At 69.9% G+C, this 17,618-nt stretch carries 13 protein-coding genes and 1 pseudogene; 8 read left to right on the top strand and 6 right to left on the bottom strand.

The features are described from left to right. Window positions 1-59 precede the first annotated feature (59 nt). Window positions 60-932, top strand: a complete 873-nt coding sequence (locus ACWEIJ_RS38060) for a LysR family transcriptional regulator (protein WP_449842123.1) — start codon at window positions 60-62, stop codon at window positions 930-932. A gap of 60 nt (window positions 933-992) precedes the next feature. Then, window positions 993-3,671, top strand: a complete 2,679-nt coding sequence (locus ACWEIJ_RS38055; RefSeq protein ID WP_449842122.1) for a BTAD domain-containing putative transcriptional regulator — start codon at window positions 993-995, stop codon at window positions 3,669-3,671. 22 nt (window positions 3,672-3,693) lie between these two features. Here the strand turns inward: ACWEIJ_RS38055 and ACWEIJ_RS38050 are convergent, their stop codons facing one another. Genes ACWEIJ_RS38050 through ACWEIJ_RS38040 form a run of 3 tightly spaced genes read right to left on the bottom strand, consistent with a single transcriptional unit; the run spans window position 3,694 to window position 6,294 of the window. Beyond that, complete coding sequence (locus tag ACWEIJ_RS38050; RefSeq protein ID WP_449842121.1) at window positions 3,694-4,074, bottom strand: hypothetical protein; 381 nt, start codon at window positions 4,072-4,074, stop codon at window positions 3,694-3,696. Next, complete coding sequence (locus ACWEIJ_RS38045) at window positions 4,071-5,711, bottom strand: hypothetical protein (protein ID WP_449842120.1); 1,641 nt, start codon at window positions 5,709-5,711, stop codon at window positions 4,071-4,073. The genes ACWEIJ_RS38050 and ACWEIJ_RS38045 overlap by 4 nt, the downstream gene beginning before the upstream one ends. Window positions 5,712-5,721: 10 nt before the next feature. Further along, on the bottom strand, window positions 5,722-6,294 hold the full coding sequence (locus ACWEIJ_RS38040; RefSeq protein WP_449842119.1) for a hypothetical protein: 573 nt from the start codon (window positions 6,292-6,294) through the stop codon (window positions 5,722-5,724). A 300-nt stretch (window positions 6,295-6,594) separates the two neighbouring features. Here ACWEIJ_RS38040 and ACWEIJ_RS38035 point away from each other — a divergent pair, with 300 nt between their 5' ends. After that, window positions 6,595-7,566 carry a trypsin-like serine peptidase gene (locus tag ACWEIJ_RS38035; RefSeq protein WP_449842118.1) on the top strand — a complete coding sequence of 324 codons (972 nt, stop codon included), beginning with the start codon at window positions 6,595-6,597 and terminating at the stop codon, window positions 7,564-7,566. Window positions 7,567-7,615: 49 nt separating this feature from the next. On the opposite strand, the gene ACWEIJ_RS38030 is transcribed toward ACWEIJ_RS38035, so the two are convergent. Then, window positions 7,616-11,602, bottom strand: coding sequence for a CHAT domain-containing protein (locus tag ACWEIJ_RS38030; protein ID WP_449842117.1), 3,987 nt, complete (start codon window positions 11,600-11,602; stop codon window positions 7,616-7,618). A 292-nt stretch (window positions 11,603-11,894) separates the two neighbouring features. Here ACWEIJ_RS38030 and ACWEIJ_RS38025 point away from each other — a divergent pair, with 292 nt between their 5' ends. After that, window positions 11,895-12,776 carry a helix-turn-helix domain-containing protein gene (locus ACWEIJ_RS38025; RefSeq protein ID WP_449842116.1) on the top strand — a complete coding sequence of 294 codons (882 nt, stop codon included), beginning with the start codon at window positions 11,895-11,897 and terminating at the stop codon, window positions 12,774-12,776. 50 nt (window positions 12,777-12,826) lie between these two features. On the opposite strand, the gene ACWEIJ_RS38020 is transcribed toward ACWEIJ_RS38025, so the two are convergent. Then, window positions 12,827-13,444 (bottom strand): LuxR C-terminal-related transcriptional regulator, encoded by a 618-nt coding sequence (locus tag ACWEIJ_RS38020; RefSeq protein ID WP_449842115.1) that lies wholly within the window; start codon window positions 13,442-13,444, stop codon window positions 12,827-12,829. Window positions 13,445-13,702: 258 nt separating this feature from the next. On the opposite strand from ACWEIJ_RS38020, the gene ACWEIJ_RS38015 reads away from it, so the two are divergent. From ACWEIJ_RS38015 to ACWEIJ_RS38000, 4 genes and pseudogenes are all read left to right on the top strand, one after another. Continuing rightward, window positions 13,703-14,203, top strand: a complete 501-nt coding sequence (locus ACWEIJ_RS38015) for a hypothetical protein (protein ID WP_449842114.1) — start codon at window positions 13,703-13,705, stop codon at window positions 14,201-14,203. Between the two features lie 22 nt (window positions 14,204-14,225). Continuing rightward, window positions 14,226-14,804 carry a hypothetical protein gene (locus ACWEIJ_RS38010; protein WP_449842113.1) on the top strand — a complete coding sequence of 193 codons (579 nt, stop codon included), beginning with the start codon at window positions 14,226-14,228 and terminating at the stop codon, window positions 14,802-14,804. Between the two features lie 401 nt (window positions 14,805-15,205). After that, window positions 15,206-16,114, top strand: a pseudogene (locus ACWEIJ_RS38005) (non-reducing end alpha-L-arabinofuranosidase family hydrolase); the annotation flags it as partial. 126 nt (window positions 16,115-16,240) lie between these two features. Then, window positions 16,241-17,407, top strand: a complete 1,167-nt coding sequence (locus ACWEIJ_RS38000; RefSeq protein WP_449842112.1) for a cellulose-binding domain-containing protein — start codon at window positions 16,241-16,243, stop codon at window positions 17,405-17,407. 52 nt (window positions 17,408-17,459) lie between these two features. On the opposite strand, the gene ACWEIJ_RS37995 is transcribed toward ACWEIJ_RS38000, so the two are convergent. Beyond that, entirely contained in the window at window positions 17,460-17,609 is a 150-nt protein-coding gene (locus ACWEIJ_RS37995; RefSeq protein WP_449842111.1) for a hypothetical protein, read from the bottom strand. Between the last annotated feature and the right edge of the window lie 9 nt (window positions 17,610-17,618).

The raw sequence follows: 17,618 nt of genomic DNA, 5'->3' as shown, positions 1-17,618 counted from the left end.
AGAGCGCGGAATCGATCGATCCCGCCCTTCCATGAACGGCGTTCATGGATAGTGGAGCCGTGGACCTGAGCCCCTCCGAACTGCGCCTGCTCATCGCCGTGGACCGCACCGGCAGCTTCACCGCCGCCGGCCGCGAGGTGGGCCTGTCGCAGTCCGCCGTGTCGCACGCCGTGCGGGAGTGCGAACGCCGCGTGGGCGCGGTGCTGTTCGAACGCGGCCGTCGCGGCGCACGCCCCACACCCGCGGGCGAACGGGCACTCGTGCACGCCCGCCAGATCCTGCGCCAGCTTGAGCTCCTGCGCACCGAGGCCCGTGGCGCGGCCGCCGGATCGATCACCGGCCCGGTGCGCGTCGCCGCGTTCCGCACCGCCGCCGCACACCTGCTGCCACCCGTGCTCGACCGCCTCACCACCCGGTTCCCCGGCCTGCGACCGCAGGTCCTCGTCGTGCCGGAGCTGGGCCGCGGCACCGCGGGCGAGGTGGCGGACGGCCGCGCCGACCTCGCCATCGCCACCCTCGACGACCACGCCGAGCTGCCCGGCCTGCGGCACGGCGACCTGCTCACCGAGCCGTACCTGCTCGTGCACCCGGCCGGCCACCCGGACCCGCGCACGCTGCCGTTGCTCGACTGGCCGGAGAACTGCTCGTCCTACACGCGCCACTGGTGGGCGACCCAGGACTGGCTGCCACCGCGCCGGCTGGACGTGGCCGACGACAGCGTCGTGCTGTCGATGGTGGCGCAGGGCATCGGCCTGGCGATCCTGCCGCAGCTCACGGTGCTGAACCCTCCGCCTGGCGTGGAGGTGGTCGACCTCGGCCCCGACCGGCCGACCCGCAGGCTGGTTCACGTGACCACCGCCGCGGCACGGCACTCGCTGGCGGTGCGCGAACTGGTCCGCGAGCTGCTCGCCGTGACGAAAGCGGTCCACTGAGTCCGGTCGATCGCGATCGCCGTCCATTGTGGATGTGCGCGAGCGTGAAATGATGTCCCCATGGGGGTTGAGTTCGAGGTGCTCGGTGAGATCCGGGCACGCGTCGACGGCGTGGTGATCGACCTCGGGACGGCACGGCAACGCGCGGTCCTGGCGGCGCTGGTGATGGAACCCGGCCGGCCCGTGCCCCTCGACCGGCTGGTCGACCGCGTGTGGGGCGACCACGCGCCCGGCACGGTGCTCACGAGCGTGCGCAGCTACGTGTCGAAGCTCCGCGGCCTGCTGCCCGGTGTGGACATCGTCGGACGGGCGGGCGCGTACACCGTCGACCACGACCCGGCGGACCTCGACGCCCACCGGTTCACCACGCTGCTCGCGAGGGCCAGGCAGGCCGCGGACGACGCGACCGCCGCCGAGGCCTACCAGGCGGCGCTGGCGTTGTGGCGCGGAGAGCCGTTCGCCGGGCTGGACACCCCGTGGTTCACCGCGCGCAGGCACGCCCTCATCGAGGCGCGGCACGCCGCCCTGCTCGACCACCTCGACCTCCGGCTGCGCCGCGGCGCGCACGCGGAGGCCCTGCCGGAACTGGTCGAGCTCGCCGCGAAGCACCCGGACGACGAACGGGTCGCGGGCCAGCTGATGCTCGCGCTCTACCACAACGGCCGGCAGGCCGAGGCGCTGGAGCAGTTCGACCGCACCCGCCGCTTCCTCGCCGCGGAGCTGGGCGCCGATCCCGGACCGGAGCTCGCCCGCCTGCACGAACGCGTGCTGCGCGCGGACCTCCCGGCCGCGGTCTCGGTCGTGCCGCGGCAGCTGCCCGCCCGGCCGCAGGTGTTCGCCGGGCGGTCGCGGGAGCTCGGCGCGCTGGGCGGTGTGCTCGACGCCCGGTCGGCGGTGGTGATCTCCGCGATCGGCGGCGCCGGCGGTGTCGGCAAGACGTGGCTCGCCCTGCACTGGGCGCACCAGCGGCTCGGCGCGTTCCCCGACGGCCAGCTCTACGCGAACCTGCGCGGCTTCGACCCGCGCACCGAGCCGGTCGGGCCCGAGGTGGTGCTGCGGGCGTTCCTCGAAGCGCTCGGGGTCGAACCGGACGCGATCCCGGCGGACCTCGACGCGCAGGCCGCGTTGTTCCGCAGCGAGCTGGCCCGCCGCCGGATGCTGATCGTGCTGGACAACGCGCGGGACGCCGCGCAGGTCGTGCTGCTGCTGCCCGGTGCGGGCCCGAGCCGGGTCGTGGTGACGAGCCGCAACCGCCTGGCCGCGCTGGTGTCCGGGCACGGCGCCTACCCGTTGACGCTCGACGTGCTCGACCGCGACGACGCGCGCGCGGTGCTGATCGGGCATCTCGGCGAGGACCGGGTGCACGCCGAGCCGGATGCCGTCGACGCCGTGCTGGGCTACTGCGCGGGCCTGCCGCTGGCGCTGGGCGTGGTGGCCGCGCGGGCGCTCGTGCAGTCCGAGCTGTCGCTCACCGCGCTGGCCGCGCAGCTGCGGCAGGCGCGGCTGGACGCGGTCGACACCGGTGACACCGACGTGAACCTGCGCGCGGTCCTGTCGTGGTCGCTGCGGGCGCTGTCGGCGGATGCGCGCGACCTGTTCGCGTTGCTCGGGCTCGTGCCGGGCGCGGACATCGCGGTGCCGGCCGTGACGTCGTTGCTCGGCGCGCCCGCCCAGGACCTGCTCGACGAGCTGGAACAGGCCCACCTCGTCACGCAGCACGTGCCGGGCCGCTACCGGATGCACGACCTGGTCAAGCTGTACGCCGCCGAGCAGCCGTCGCCCGGTGCCGCCGCCCTGGACCGGCTCGTGGACCACTACCTGCACACGGCCTACCGGGCCGACCGCGTCCTGTACCCCGCGCGGACGGACGCGCAGCCGCCCGACGCGGTCGAGGGCACCGTGATCGGAGCGGTCGAGGACATGACGGCCGCCTCGACGTGGTTCGACGCCGAGGAGACGAACCTGCTGGCGCTGCGGGAGATCGTGGGCGAACGGGCCTGGAACCTGGCCTGGTGCATGACGACCTACCAGGTGCGCCGGAACAAGTACGCCGACCGGCTGGAGCTGTGGCTCGCCGCGCTGCCGCACGCCGGGAAGTGGACCGTGTGGGAGCTCACGGTCGCACACCGCTCGGTCGCGGACGCCTACGCGCACCTCGGCAGGCACGACGAGGCGATGCACCACCTGCGGCTGGCGCTGGCCGCGGCCGAGAAGTCCGGCAACCCCGTGACGCACGGCAACGTCCACTACGGAATCAGCGCGGCCTACCAGGAACGCGGGGACTACGAGTCCGCGGTCGAGCACTCGACCCAGGCGCTGCGCCTGTACCTGACGGGGACGAACCGGACGATGATCGCGCAGGGGCATGCGGCGGTGGCATGGCACAGCGCGCTGGCGGAGCGCTACGACGACGCCCGCGAACACGGTGAACGCGCGCGGGAGCTCTTCATCGAGCTCGACGCCGTGAACAGCCTGGCGTGCGCGCTGGACACCCTCGCGCTCGTGGCGAACAAGACCGGCGACCACGGCAAGGCGGTCGAACTGTGCCGCGAGGCGCTGGCGTTGTTCCGGCAGGACGGCGATCACGCGCACGTGGCCGACGTGACGCTGCACCTCGGTGAGGCGCTCATCGCCACCGGCGACGAGCGGGCGGGACGTGCCGCACTGGTGCAGGCGCGCGAACTGTACGTGGACCAAGGACGCACGGCGGAAGCGGAACGCGTCGCCAAGCTGCTCTGACCAGGCGCGGTTTTCGAACCGGTCAGTCGCCGAAGACCGAGTTGACCGACTTCGTGAGCTCGCCGACCGTCTCGACCAGCGGTGCGACGGGCTTCACCAGGGCGGTGAGCCGTTCGAGCATCCGCGCGATGCGACCGCGGTCGGGCTCGGGCGAGTCGAGTTCGTCCCGCAGCTCCCCGGCGGCCTCGCCGGCGGTGCCGGGGAGTTCGGCGCGGTGGCGTTCGAGCAACGTCATCAGCTCGGTCATCAGCGCCCCGGTCTCCGGTGCGGCGGTGAAGCTCAGGCCGCGGCTGACGGCACGGGCATGCGGCCCGACGGCCTGGTTGCCGACGTTGCTCACGCCGCCGGACTGGTGGATGCCGTAGTTCGGCGAGCTTTCCGGCACGGTCTTCCCCTCTCTCACGCCGGTTTTCCGGCGGCGGGCTCGGGTGCGGGCGCGGGGAACTGCACCGTCGCGGTGGCCTCGCTGCCGACGGCCTGGTTGCCGACGTTGCTCACGCCGCCGGTCTGGATGACGCCCTGGTTGAGGATCGTCATCTGGCGGTTGCGGAACTCGGTGGTGTCCACGCCGCGGTCGTCGAGGAAGTCCAGCAACGCGGCCAGCACGTGCCGTTCGATGACCTTGAGGTGCTTGGCGGCGTCCGTTTTCTGGAAGTAGTTGTGGTACTTGGTGTCCGTGGCCTGCTCGCGGACGCTGAACCGGGCACCGTAGCTGTGGCCGAGGTCCTGCCGGGCGATCGCCCGCTCGACCGTGCGGTGCCGTTCCGCGCGCCAGTGGAAGGTGAGGTCGCGCACGACCCGGACCGGAGCGCGCGGCACCGCGCTCGCCACGCCGCTCGCCGCCCTGGCCAGCAGCCGGCCGACCGCGCCGGCGGTGAGCACCGGGCTGATCCGGTCCACGTCGTGGTACTGCCGCCACAACGGTCCCAGCACGGTGCGGTCGCACTGCAGGTAGAGCAGCCGTCCGTCGGTGGAGAAGTGCAGGAACGTGCTGGCGACCACCTCGCCGCCCCACGACGGGACCTGTGCGCAGAGGTAGTGCCTGGCCGAGCTGTGCGGACGCGCGGCGAGCCGGGCCAGGTCCTCGCCGGACAACTGCTGCAGGGGTTCCAGCTCGCGCTCGGGCAGCAGCGCCGGGTGCATGGTGAGCGCGTTGCCGCTGACGAAGGCCCGTTCGGCGAGGAACAGCCCGGGCAGCTCGTCGGGCTGCACCCCGATACCGGCCAGCCGCTCGTGGACGTGCGCGACCAGCTCTCCGGTGTCGAGCGGCACCACGCTCTCGGTGTCACGCCGCAGGGAGGGCATGGCGAACGACCACGTCGACACGAGCGAGCCGTGGCCGATGAACGGCGTGAAACCGTCGTAGATCGTCACGTTGCCGCGTTCGGCCGCGTCGATCGCCACCAGCCGGTCGGACAACCACTCCTGCGAGGGCGGCAGCGGCGGTGCCGCCTCGGTGCTGAACGCGGCTCGGGTGAGCTCGCCCAGCAACGTCAGCCGGATCCGCCACTCGCTCCACACCTGCAGCGCGTACATCCCGAGGACGGTCAGCAGCGCGAGCCACGGCAGACCGAACAGCCACTCGGGAACGGGCGGCTCCGGAGCGGAACGGCCGCGCGCCGGCGTGGCGGCGGTGCCGAGCGCGGACACCGTGGTGACGAACACCAACAGCAAGATCGCCAGCGAGATCAGGGCGAACACGACGTCGCGCAGCCTGCGCGACTCTCCCGCGCGCTGGGCGAGGCTCGCGCCGACCGGCAGGACCACCACCAGGAACATGACCGTCCACAACGGAGAGAGGACCAGCGCCAGCACCGTCGCCGCGAGCAGGCACCAGTCCCGCAACTGCCGTTGCCGCACACCGGCCAGCGCGTGCAGCAGCACCGGCCGCAGCGAGAACCCGACCGACGGCGCCACGGCGTGCAGGTCCTCGGTCAGCAACGCCTTGATGATCCGCTCGGCGAAGCGCTCGTCGGTCCTGGCCGCGACGCACAGGTAGCGAGTCGTGTCGTCGGGGGAGAACGCGGTCGGCTGGCTCATCGATCTCCTTTCACCACAACGACTTCGGCACGTCGGCCTGGCGTTCGCCACGCGCGGGAGCTCGGCCTTGCGTCGCCACGACGGCGCCGAGGACCAGGCCGAACAGCACGCCGAACGAGGCCGACGCGGTGAGCTGGCCGAGGAAGAACTCCACCGGCCGGCTGGCATCGACGAACGGCAACTGCCCCCGCGTGTCCAGCAACGCCACCGCGACCGCTCCGGAAGTCAGCCCGGCGGCCACCGCGCTGAGCACCGTCATCCCCACGGTGACGACGAACAGGCCCGCCGTCGCGGTGGCCCAGCGCGACACCCTGGTCAGCCCCGCGACGGCGAAAGTCACGAACAGCACGGTCCGCAGGTTCGCGAACCAGAACAGGAACACCCCGGCGCGGTCGATGTCGACGTGCCAGCTCGGGTAGGAGAACATGAGGGCGCCGAGGCGAAAGGCCGACTCGCGGTCCGACAGCGCGAGGATGAGATCCCGGTTCAGCCACGGGTTGCCGACCAGCAGGACGAAGCCGAGCAGCACGGCCACGCCCGGTGTGAACAGGCGCGGTGCATGAGCTTCCCCCTGTCCCGGCACACCAGCAACCTAGATCTCCCAAGGGTTCCGCGGCGACGCCCGATCGGCGTAGGGGCCGCGTGTGGCGCAGTCGCGTGGCATCAGAACGCCGTCCATTGGACGATTGCGACACCTCGGACACGTCCCTAGTCTTCGGTGGTCAGATTTTTCGGGGGAACGGGGAGCTGACTCGCGCCACTGCGCCGCCCAGTGGTGTTCGCTTCTGCTGCACTGCTCCGTCTGCCGACCCTCGAACTCACCGGTTGCACCACAAGCTTGTCCTGGAAGGGGATAATTGTGGTAGGCAAACGCTTAGCGGCGTTGTTCGCAGCTGTCATCACCGTCGGCGCACTGACCAGTGGCATCGCCTCGGCCGCGAGCAATCCTGACGGCAACTCGGCATCGGTGGCCCGTTCGGCGAACGGAAGCGCCATGAGCTCGGCCGAGGCGGAAAGAGCCGTCCTGGACTACTGGACACCCGAGAGAATGAGAGCGTCGATCCCGGCCGACCTCCCCGCGGACACGGTCACGTCGACGCGCAAAGCCGTGCCGACCGGCCCCGCGGGCGAGATCAAGCCGGTAGCGCCGACCGTCCAGCGTCAGGACGACATCGGCATCCAGGCGACGAACGCGTCGCGTGCCATGGGCAAGGTCTTCTTCCACAAGCCCGGCGACACCCGGCTGTGGCACTGCTCGGGCGCCTCGATCGGCAGCCCCAAGCGACGCCTCGTCCTCACCGCCGGCCACTGCGTGCACGGCGGCAAGGGCGGCGGCTGGGCGACCGACTTCGTGTTCGTGCCCTACTACTTCAACGGCAGCCGCCCACACGGCAGCTTCGCCGCGACCTACCTCAGCTCCAAGAACGGCTGGATCAACGACAGCGACTTCGGCTACGACATGGGCATCGCGGTCACCGGCAACAACGAGTCCGGCCGCAAGCTCAACGACGAGGTCGGCGGCAACGGCACGCGCTGGAACTACCCGCGCGACGTGAACATCACGATGATGGGCTACCCGCTGGACCGCAACAACGGCGAGGTGCCCTGGCTGTGCTGGGGCAAGACCGAGCGCGTCAGCCTCTTCGACGGCCGCATCCAGATCAAGTGCGGCTTCCAGGGCGGCGCGAGCGGCGGCCCGTGGCTGCAGGACTACAACGACCGCTCCGACGGCTGGGGTGTCGGCTACGCCAACGGCGTGACCAGCACCGTCAACTCCGACAACTGGAACCGCAGCCCGTACTTCGACGACAACTTCAAGTCCCTGTACGACTTCGCGGAGTCGCACTCCTCCTGACAGATGTTGCTCGCTGATGGGGCAGGCCGCCGTACCGGCGGTCTGCCCACTAGCTCTCGGTGCCGTCTTGTTTCATCGCTTGCACTGCCTCCAGCTGCTGCTGGTTGAGGCTGAGGTCGCGTTGGTATCGGGTGTTGCTGGGGTCGTTGGCGGCGAGTCGTTCAATGATGGCTCGGCTTGCTTGGAAGTGGTGTTGAGCGGCGCTGGTGTCGCCCTCGGCCCTGGCCAGCATGCCCAGTGTGTTGTGGCTGATGCTGAGGTCGTGTTGGTATTGGGCATTGTCGAGGTCGTTGGCGGCGAGTCGTTCAATGATGGCTCGGCTTGCTTGGAAGTGGTGTTGAGCGGCGCTGGTGTCGCCCTCGGCCCTGGCCAGCATGCCCAGTTTGTTGTGGCTGACGCTGACGTCGCGTTGGTATTGGACGTTGCTGGGATCGTTGGCCGCGAGTTCTTCGGCGATGGCCATGCTTGTTCGGTAGTGGTGTTGAGCGGTGTTGGTGTCGCCCTTGACCGCTGCCAGCATCCCCAGTGTGTTGTGGCTGACGTTGAGGTCGCGTTGGTATTTGGCGTTGCTGGGATCGTTGGCGGCGAGTCGTTCGATGATCGCCATGCTTGTTCGATGGTGGTGTTGAGCGGTGTTGGTGTCGCCATTGGCCATGGCCAGTATGCCCAGTTTGTTGTGGCTGACGCTGAGGTCGCGTTGGTATTCCGCGTTGTTGGAGTTGTTCGTGGCGAGTTGGTCACGGATTGCGAGGCTCGTTCGGTAGTGATGTTCGGCGGTGTTGGTGTCGCCCTTGGCTACAGCTAGGTCGGCCAGCTTCGCATGGCAGACGCCGAGGTCGCGTTGGTATTGGGCGTTGCTGGGATTGTTGGCCGCGAGTCGTTCGGCGATGGCCATGCTTGCTTGGTGATGGTGTTCGGCGGTAGTGGTGTCGCCCTTGGCTACGGCTAGGTCGCCGAGCTTCTCGTGGGAGATGCTGAGGCCACGTAGGGCTTGTTCGTCGGCAGGCCGCTCGTCGGCATGTCGTTCGGCGATTGACAACAGGTTGTGACGCCTGCTGGTGGTGGCCGAGGTGAGGCCGATCATCTGTAGTGCGACGCATTCCCGGTCAGCCAGCGCTAGATAATTCCGGTGCTCCACCGGGATCAGTGGAACAGTCTCGGCCAACAGGGCGGACACGGCGACTTCTCCGCCGACCAGGTTGCACGCCTCGAACGCGACGCGCACAGCCGTGTCGTAGTTGTGGTAGCCCACGAGGTGATAGATGAGGTCGACGATGTCGTCGAACCTGCCGCGACCTGTTGTGATGCGGTGCAGGCGCATGGCGGCGCCACGCTCGTGCCGCAGGAGCACTTGGTCGTCGTTCTGGTGGCGGTTGAGCGAGGTCGCCACCCATGGATGCATGACAAACTCGCCGTCCACTGTGGAAAGCAGCGTGAGGTCCTGCAGTCGCTGGACATCGCGGCTGGTCGCGGAGGGATCGCTGCCCTGCAGGCCGTGGGCGAGGTCCTCCGCCGTGAAGGAGGCGCGGCTCAGCGACGCCTGCAGCGCGAGTTCGAACTGGCCCGGGGTCAGTTGCCCAAGAAGGATGTCGAGCAGGATGTCCCGGCTGCCGAGCAGCATCACGTCGTTCAGGCCGTCGGTCAGGTCGCGCCGTGAACCCAGGTCGATGCCCTCACGGCTGGCCAGGTGGCGAAGCTTGGTGGTGACGTGCCGGAGACTGGCGGCGGTGTCGTGGCGGAGCAGGACGTCGAGGAACTCGATGAGCCTCGGGTGTCCGCCGATGGTGCGGATCACCAACTGCTGATCCTTTTTGGACAGAGCGCGGATCTCCGGCAGCCGCAGGAACAAGCGGCGCAACTCCGCTGTGGACAGTGCGGGCAGTTCGAGCCGTAGCAGCCCGGGGACGGGGTAGCGGCAGGTGACCAGGATTCGTCCGGCGGCGGCCGCGTCGCACAGCGCGGTGAAGATCTCGGCGAAGCCCGGATCGGTGAACGCGCCATCGGGGGTGAGGTTCTGTTCGAAGTCGTCGAACAACAGCACCAGACGTACCTGCGTCAGCACTCGGAGCACCAGTGAGAGCTTGTCAGCGTCCGCGCGAGTCGGGTCCCGAAGCGCTGCCGCAATCTGCTCGGGAAGCGCCTCGGCGACGGAGGCGATCAGCGCGGCAGGGTTCCACGGCCCGATGTGTTCGGCGATCGGCCAGCCGCGCTCGCGGGCCCGGGCCAGGATGCGTCCGGCGACCGCGGTCTTGCCGATCCCACCGATTCCGGTCAGCACCACGCCGGCCCAGTCGCCGAACCGCTCCCGATCACGGGCGGTGCCGCGCAGCACCGCCATGGCGGTCCGGACCTGAGCACGCCGGCCGATCAACCGCCCGAGTGGAAGCTCCCGCACGCCGACCCCGGTGGGCACCACGGGCGGTCGCCGCAACGGTGCCTCCGCCAGAGAAGGATCGCGCAGCGGTAGGTCCGGCCCGCCGGCGAGCAGGGTCGGCACCGCGAACTCCGGTCGTGGCGCGGTGCCGCGTGCCTCCTGCAGGATTCGGTCGCTCGCGGTGCGCCGGGCTCTGGCCAGCGCGGTGGCGACCGTCGCCCGCGGGTCCTCGGCCAGCACCTGGTAGAAGTCGCGGGCCAGTTCGGTGGCGAACCGGTCGGTGACCGAGGCCTGCATGGCGATCACCCGGTCCGCCCCGTGCCGCACCAATGCCGCCGCCACGCCGGCCGTGCCCGTGGCGGCGCCACGGCAGCTGGAGAGCACCACCAACGGCAACGGCCGTTCGCCCGCCCGGAGCGCCTCGACCAGCTCTGCGGCGTCGGCGGGCACGGGGTTGCCGTCCTCGTCCTCCAGTTCGACCGATGAGGCCGAACCGTGCGCCGACAGGTGCAGCACGTGGTACTGGTCCGCGGCCAGTGCTCGCCCGATCTCCGGCAGTGAGGCGACCTCCAGGAACCGCACCTGCGCGCCGGCCGGTCCGAGGTCCAGGTCGCTGACCGCGTCCAGCAGCGCCTGCATCTCCGCCTCCACGTCGAGAGGTGGTGATGCCGTCGCGGTCTCGTCCGGTGCGGCGACGGCGGCGAGGATCTTCAACGGGCCCGGCAGCGGTGGGGCCGGTGTCCGGTCGACGCCCGCCATTCTGCGCGTGAGCCGCACGCCGGCCGCCATCGCCACCGGCCGGCCGGAGGGGAGCCGCATCAGCTCCACGGGCAACGTGGACAACGACTCGGTCAGGTGCACCACGACGTCGACCACGCTGCCCACCAGGCCGCGCTCGATCAACTCCTCCAGCCGCCGGCCGGTCGGCTCGTCCAGCAGCGCCTGCCACAACGACCGTCCCAGCGCGATCAGCCGCTCGGCACCGGTCGCGCTGTCCAGTTCCGACTGCCAGAACCCCAGCCGTGCGGGCAAAGCCGCGACCTGTTTGCCCAGCACGGATCCCGCCAGCACCGTCCGGGTCCGCACCCGCCCGTCGTCCTCGAGCCCGACGTGCAGCTCGACCTCGTGCCGCAACCCCGGCACACCCGCCACCACCGACGCGCGCTGTCCCAGCACCGGCACCTGGCCCAGCGGCGGCTCGATCTCGGCGGGCTGGTTCAGCAGCAACCGCAGCAACCCGTCCGCACCGGCGAGCGTGAAGTCCCGCACCTGGTACACCGTGGAGCTGTGCGGGGCCAGGAAGTCCGGCACTCCCTCGACCGACTGGCCGGGCAGCACCACCGGCACGAACCGGTCCAACGCCCGTTGGTCCGCGTAGAACGCGTCGCGGATCAGGCGGGCCTCCCACTGCACCCCGCGCCCCTCGTCCGGCCCGGCCTGCCCCTGCGCGCGCCTGCGGTAGGCCGCGGAGGCGACCACCAGCACGTGGTCGGCGTCGCGGACCTGGTCGGCCATCCACAACGCCCAGTCCGTGCGCCGGGCCGCCGCCGCGGTGTCGAGCTTCGCGTCGATCCCGCATTGCCGCAGGAAGATCCACAGGTCGCGCACCAGCTCCTCGTGCTCCTGCGATTCGTGCGCGTACGAGATGAACACCTGCGGCATATCAGGTGATCGCGGCCACCGGCCGGAACGTTCCACCCATCACCCTTCCGGTGGAATAACAGGCCTCGGTACAACGGCCTGATTGTCGGATTTGGTTCCGAATATGCTGTGATGTGGATCACATCGGGATATCTGACTCTAGAAGGAGTTCGAAGGCGCGGTGATGGTGGAAGAGGATTCATTTCTTGGCGCTGTGGGGGTGTCGATGGCAATCGAGTTCAATGCCGATGACCGTTCCTCTTACGAACATTTTCTGCGCTTTCAGGACCAGGAGTCCACCGGGAAGGCACCGATGCGGTTCTATTCGCTCAACGGCGACGTGCAGTGCGCCGGCCGGCTGGGAACCGTCGCGTCCATGAGGTTCTTCGACGTCCGGGTGTCCAGTTGTGAGACGGGGACGACGCCGGTGGGCCAGGGGTACGGCAAGGTCGACCTCGTGCTCGACGGCGAGATGGTCATCAGCCAGGACGGCCGGCGGGTCGTGGTGGGTGCGGGCGAGCTCGCGTTCCGGGACGGCACTCGGTCCTCGCGCGTCGTGGTGGCCGACGACGTGCGCATGGTGGGTCTCATCCTCCCGCTGGCGATGATCTCCGTGCCCCGTCGCGCGCTGACCGGGCTGACCGCGACCCGGATGGACGGCGCCGCGGGCAGCGGTGCGCTGCTCTCGTCGTTCCTGACCACCCTGGGGGCGAACCTCGAAAGCCTGCGCCCGCAGGAGGAGGCCGGGCTGTCGGCAGCCGCGGGAGATCTGCTCACCGCCGCGCTCGCGCACGCCGCGGAGGCTGGTGCGGCGGTGGCCGGGGACGCCGCGCGTTCGGCGCTGCTGAGGAGGATCAGGTACTTCGTGGAGACCGAGATCTCGGATCCGCGCCTCAGTCCGGCGAGCATCGCGGCCGCGCACCACATCTCGGTGCGTCAGCTGCACCGGTTGTTCGAGGACGAGGACACCACGGTCGGCGAGCTGGTGAGAACACTGCGGCTGGCCGGGTGCCGGCGTGATCTGGCCGATCCGGGGTTGGGTCATCTGTCCATCGGTGCGGTCGCCGCCCGGTGGGGAATTCTCGACTCCGCGAAGTTCAGCCGGATCTTCCGCGCCGCGCACGGCCTTTCACCGCGGCAGTACCGGGCGAGGAACGGCGGCTGCGGCGCGCATCGGCGAAATTGTGTGGGTTGATTTCCGGAACGGCCACTCCGTCGGCGCTGACGGGTGGCTCCCGTCCGTGCTCAGGCCAGGCCGCGCCACCTGAGCACGGCCTCGGTCTGCCGCCGGACGCGCAGCTTGGTGAAGATCCTGGTCAGGTTGTTGCGGACGGTCTTCTGCGACAGGACCAGCCGGCGGGAGATCTCCGCGACGTCCTCGCCCGCCGCCAGCAACGACATGATCGCCTCCTCGCGGCCGGTGAGGGGTTCCGTGGCCGACGGCGCGGGGCTGCGCTCCCCGCACCGCAGCAGAGCTCGCAGCACCTCGGGATGCAGGGCGTACTGGCCCTGGGCGGCCAGTCTGAGCAGGTCGGCCAGGACCGGCCGGCTCGCACCTTCGAGGCTGTAGCTCACCGGCCCTCCGCTGAACGCGCGGACGATGTCCGCCCGGTCGACCTCCGGTGCGATCACCACCACCGGCGGCACCCGTCGGCCGATCGACCGCGCGGTGGCCAGTGCGGCCGCGATCGAGCCCATGCCGGGGCCGTGCAGCAGCACCACCTCGTCCCGCGGCTCGATCTCGGAGACGTGGGAGATCGGATGGGCGGGCACGTCCGGCGGGACGCGGCGGGAGGTCAGGACGGCGATCCTGGGCATCGCCGGTGCGACCTGGGAATCGGGCTGGATTTCGATGGAGGTCATGGCTGTGCTTTCTGGCGGCGGCGGATGCTTCGAGTACATCACCTGATGCGTGACGTCCGCGTGATTCGTTGTGCGCCAACGGCAAACGACTCTCCATAGTGGATCAAAGTGTCCTTTGTGGAGGAAATCGAATCGAGTCGAAATCGAGCTGGTCTGATCGGGTGACGATTCCTGGTTCCGCTGCGGGCGTTCGGACGCGCGTGGTGATACTGGCCGGCTCACGCAGGGGGCGTGAGAACGGCGAACAGGGGTGAAGTCGTGCGTTTTCAACGAATTCTGGCCGGAATGGCCGTTGTCGGGTTCGCGCTCGGAGCAATGCAGGCACCGGCGAACGCCGAGGTCGCGGTGCCCGCACCGGCTCCGGTGGAGACGTCGGGGGACCAGTCCGCGGTCGTGGGACCCGAAGCGGTCTGCATCTTCTACACCAACGGCGACTACGTGCACGTGTCGTCGACCCCGCCGGCGTCGGCCTCCGGCCACGGCTGGTGGACGAACGGCAACTGCGACGCCACGCTGGCGGTCGTCACCGTGCAGCTGCAGCAGTACTACAGCGACGGCAAGTGGCGGAACATCGGTTCCGCCGGCAAGGCGACCGTGCGCTCCGGCGGCGGTGCGGGCAACCGGGCCACCGGGCGGGTGACGTGCTCCAACCGCGAGGTCACCGGGTGGCGTAGCGTGATCGACGTGGACCTCGTCGGCCTGGCCGACGACCCAGGCAAGCTCACGACGGCAACCCGGAACATCACCTGCAGGCGGTAGGTTCTTGGTACTCGATCGGACCATGACCGCGGCGTTGCGCGGCTCGCTGGCTCATCATCCGCGAGCCGGCTCCGCGGACGCGTTCAGCCTGTTCGTCTCCCGGTCCTCCGCGATGGGATGGCTTTCCTCGCACGGGCCGGGAGGCTGCTGGGGCATGAACGACGCGGGTTCCGACTCGACCGGCGCGTGGTTCCAGGTGTCGCTCACCGGTGAATCCGTGCCGGTGCAGGCCTTCCTCGCCTGCGCGGCCGACGTGGTGGCCCGGCTGGGGGAGTTCCGCCTGGAGTCGGTGGAGCTCACGGTGCCGGTGCCGCCGGGCACCGGCTCGATGATGAGCCTCCTGCAGGACGCCGGCTGGTTCGCCGACCGCGACCCGCGCCTGATCACCAGGGCGCGGGTCGCGGTCGACCCGTTCGTGCCCGCGGCCCTCGGGTGGATGCGGCAGTTCAGGCAGGACGTGGCCGCGTTCTCCTCGCTCGACGATGTCGAGCTCGCGGAGTTCTCGCCCGCCGCGCTGGGCTGGCTGGCGGCGTTCCTCGCCGAAGCGAGCGCCCGCCACGGCGTCACCACTCCGCTGACCATCACCGCCAGTCGCGCCTGATCGGTGTGCGCGAACGCCCTGAAATGCCGGGCCGCATTCAGTGTGAATGACGCTCGCCGGAGCTAAACACTTTCCATCTCTTTTAGCGTTCTGCAATTCGTCGAAGGCCGAGTCGAAACGGTTTCGACGTCTTGACCGCAAAGAGATCGTCCCTCACAGTTTGTTCGTTCAAAGGATGCGCGACAGGCCACTTAGTGCAGGTGGCCGGTGTAACGCTGCCCTGCCGCGCCCACACCTCGACGAAGAGGAGCACGTCCATGACCGGATCAGGCCATCACCCGCCCGTCACCGCGCCACGAGCCCGCAGAATGGCCGGAATCGGCGCCGCAGTCGCGGTGCTGCTCGGTGGACTGGTGGCGGCGTCCAGCGCGACGTCCGCGGCGGCGACGGTCGGACCCAACGCCTGCCAGCTGCCGTCGACCTACCGCTGGTCCTCGACCGGCCCGCTGGCCACCCCGAAGTCGGGATGGGTGTCGCTCAAGGACTTCACCCACGTCATGTACAACGGCAAGCACCTGGTCTACGCGACGACGCACGACACGCGGACGAGCTGGGGCTCGATGAACTTCGGGACCTTCACCAACTGGTCCGACATGGCCTCCGCGCCGCAGAACGGGATGAGCAGCGGCACCGTCGCACCCACCCTGTTCTACTTCGCACCGAAGAACATCTGGGTGCTCACCTACCAGTGGGGCGGGACGGCCTTCAGCTACCGGACCTCCAACGACCCCACCAACGCCAACGGCTGGTCGGCGCCCAAGGCGCTGTTCACCGGAAGCATCCCCAACTCCGGCACCGGTCCCATCGACCAGACGATCATCGGCGACAGCCAGAACATGTACCTGTTCTTCGCCGGTGACAACGGCAAGATCTACCGCGCGAGCATGCCGATCGGGAACTTCCCCGGCAGCTTCGGCTCGAACTACACGACGATCATGAGCGACACGCAGGCCAACCTGTTCGAGGCCGTCGAGGTCTACAAGGTCCAGGGTCAGAACCAGTACCTCATGATCGTCGAGGCGATGGGGGCCAGGGGCCGCTACTTCCGGTCGTTCACCGCCACGAGCCTGAACGGGTCGTGGACGCCGCAGGCCGCCACTGAGAACAACCCGTTCGCGGGCAAGGCGAACAGCGGCGCGACCTGGACCAACGACATCAGTCACGGCGACCTGATCCGCACCAACCCGGATCAGACCAAGACCATCGACCCCTGCAACCTCCAGCTCCTCTACCAAGGACGCAACCCCAACTCCGGCGGCGACTACGGCCTCCTGCCGTACCGGCCGGGAGTGCTGACGCTGCAACGCTGATCGCCTGATCGGCCTCGGCGCGGTGCCCCACCGCGCCGAGGCCGGCACGGGGCGATTGCCAAACCGTGTCGGCCTGGTTACAGTCCGAACTGGGAGCGCTCCCAGACCGAGCCCGCAGGAGAGCACATGCGCTGGAAGACGAGCGGTGCCTTGATCCTGGCCCTGTTGACGACCGCGGCCACGGCCACAGCGGGGATCATCGCGAACCCCGTCCACGCGGCCGACGCGCCCGCGTGCGCGGTGGACCTCCAGGTCGACCAGTGGAGCAACGGTTTCGTCGGCCGGGTGACGGTGACCAACAACGCCGCGCCCGTCGACGGCTGGACGCTGGTGTGGACCTTCCCTGGCGACCAGCGCGTCACCTCCAGCTGGAGCGCGGGCGTCACGCAGTCCGGCAAGGTCGTGACCGCGCGCAACCAGGACTTCAACCGCACCATCGGCACCGGCGCGTCCGTCCAGTTCGGATTCCAGGCGACCTTCCAGGGCGGCAACGACAAGCCCACCGACTTCACGCTCAACGGCGTGCGGTGCAACGACACCAACCCGCCGACGACGACTACGACCACCACCACGACCACCACGACCACCACGACGACCTCGAACCCGCCGACCGGCTGTCCGAGCGGAGCGTTCTGCGACGGCTTCGAGAACCAGGCCGGTTCGACGCCGGCCGGTGACTGGTCGCTGATGTTCCCGAACTGCCAGGGCACCGGCACCGCGAGCATCGACCGGTCGGTCGTGCACAGCGGCACCAGGTCGGTGCGCGTCGACGGCCGCGGCGGCTACTGCAACCACGTGTTCCTCTCAACCACCAAGGGAATCGGCACGTCCGGTCAGTACGTCCGGTTCTACGTGCGGCACACCACCGCGCTGCCGGAGGCGCACGTGACGTTCGTGGCCATGAAGGACACCGCGGACGGCGGCAAGGACCTGCGGATGGGCGGGCAGAACCGCGCCCTGCAGTGGAACCGCGAGTCCGACGACGCCACGCTGCCCGAGCAGAGCCCGGCCGGAGTCGCCCAGAGCGTCCCGCTCGCGGTGAACCAGTGGGCGTGCGTGGAGTTCGGGATCACCGGCTCCGAGCTGCGGACCTGGCTCAACGGCAACGAAGTGGCCGGTCTGCGGGCGGACGGCGTGCCCACGCCGGACGTGGACGCGCAATGGCTTCGCCGGGGCGGATGGCGGCCCGCCCCGGCGAACTTCCGGCTCGGCTGGGAGAGCTACGGTGGCGGCGACGACACGCTCTGGTTCGACGACGTCGTGCTGTCGTCGTCGCGGATCGGCTGCTCCTGAGTCGCCGTGCGGCCGGGCCGGCCACTGTGGACGGTCGGCCCGGCGCCGCGGCTCAGCCGCCGGTGATGGGAGCGCAGTGCGCGGGCCGCTCGCACGGCGGCACGGGAACCCCCGCGGTCGCCGCGCCGGGTGTGGCCGGCAGGACCGCGGCGGCGACCACGACCACACCGACGATCTCGCGGACGGCGGTCTTCTTCTTCATGGTTCCCCT

This window comes from Lentzea sp. NPDC004789, assembly GCF_053601075.1.
Note: the sequence above shows the minus strand (reverse complement) of the source record. Positions and strands in the feature narration are given on the sequence as shown.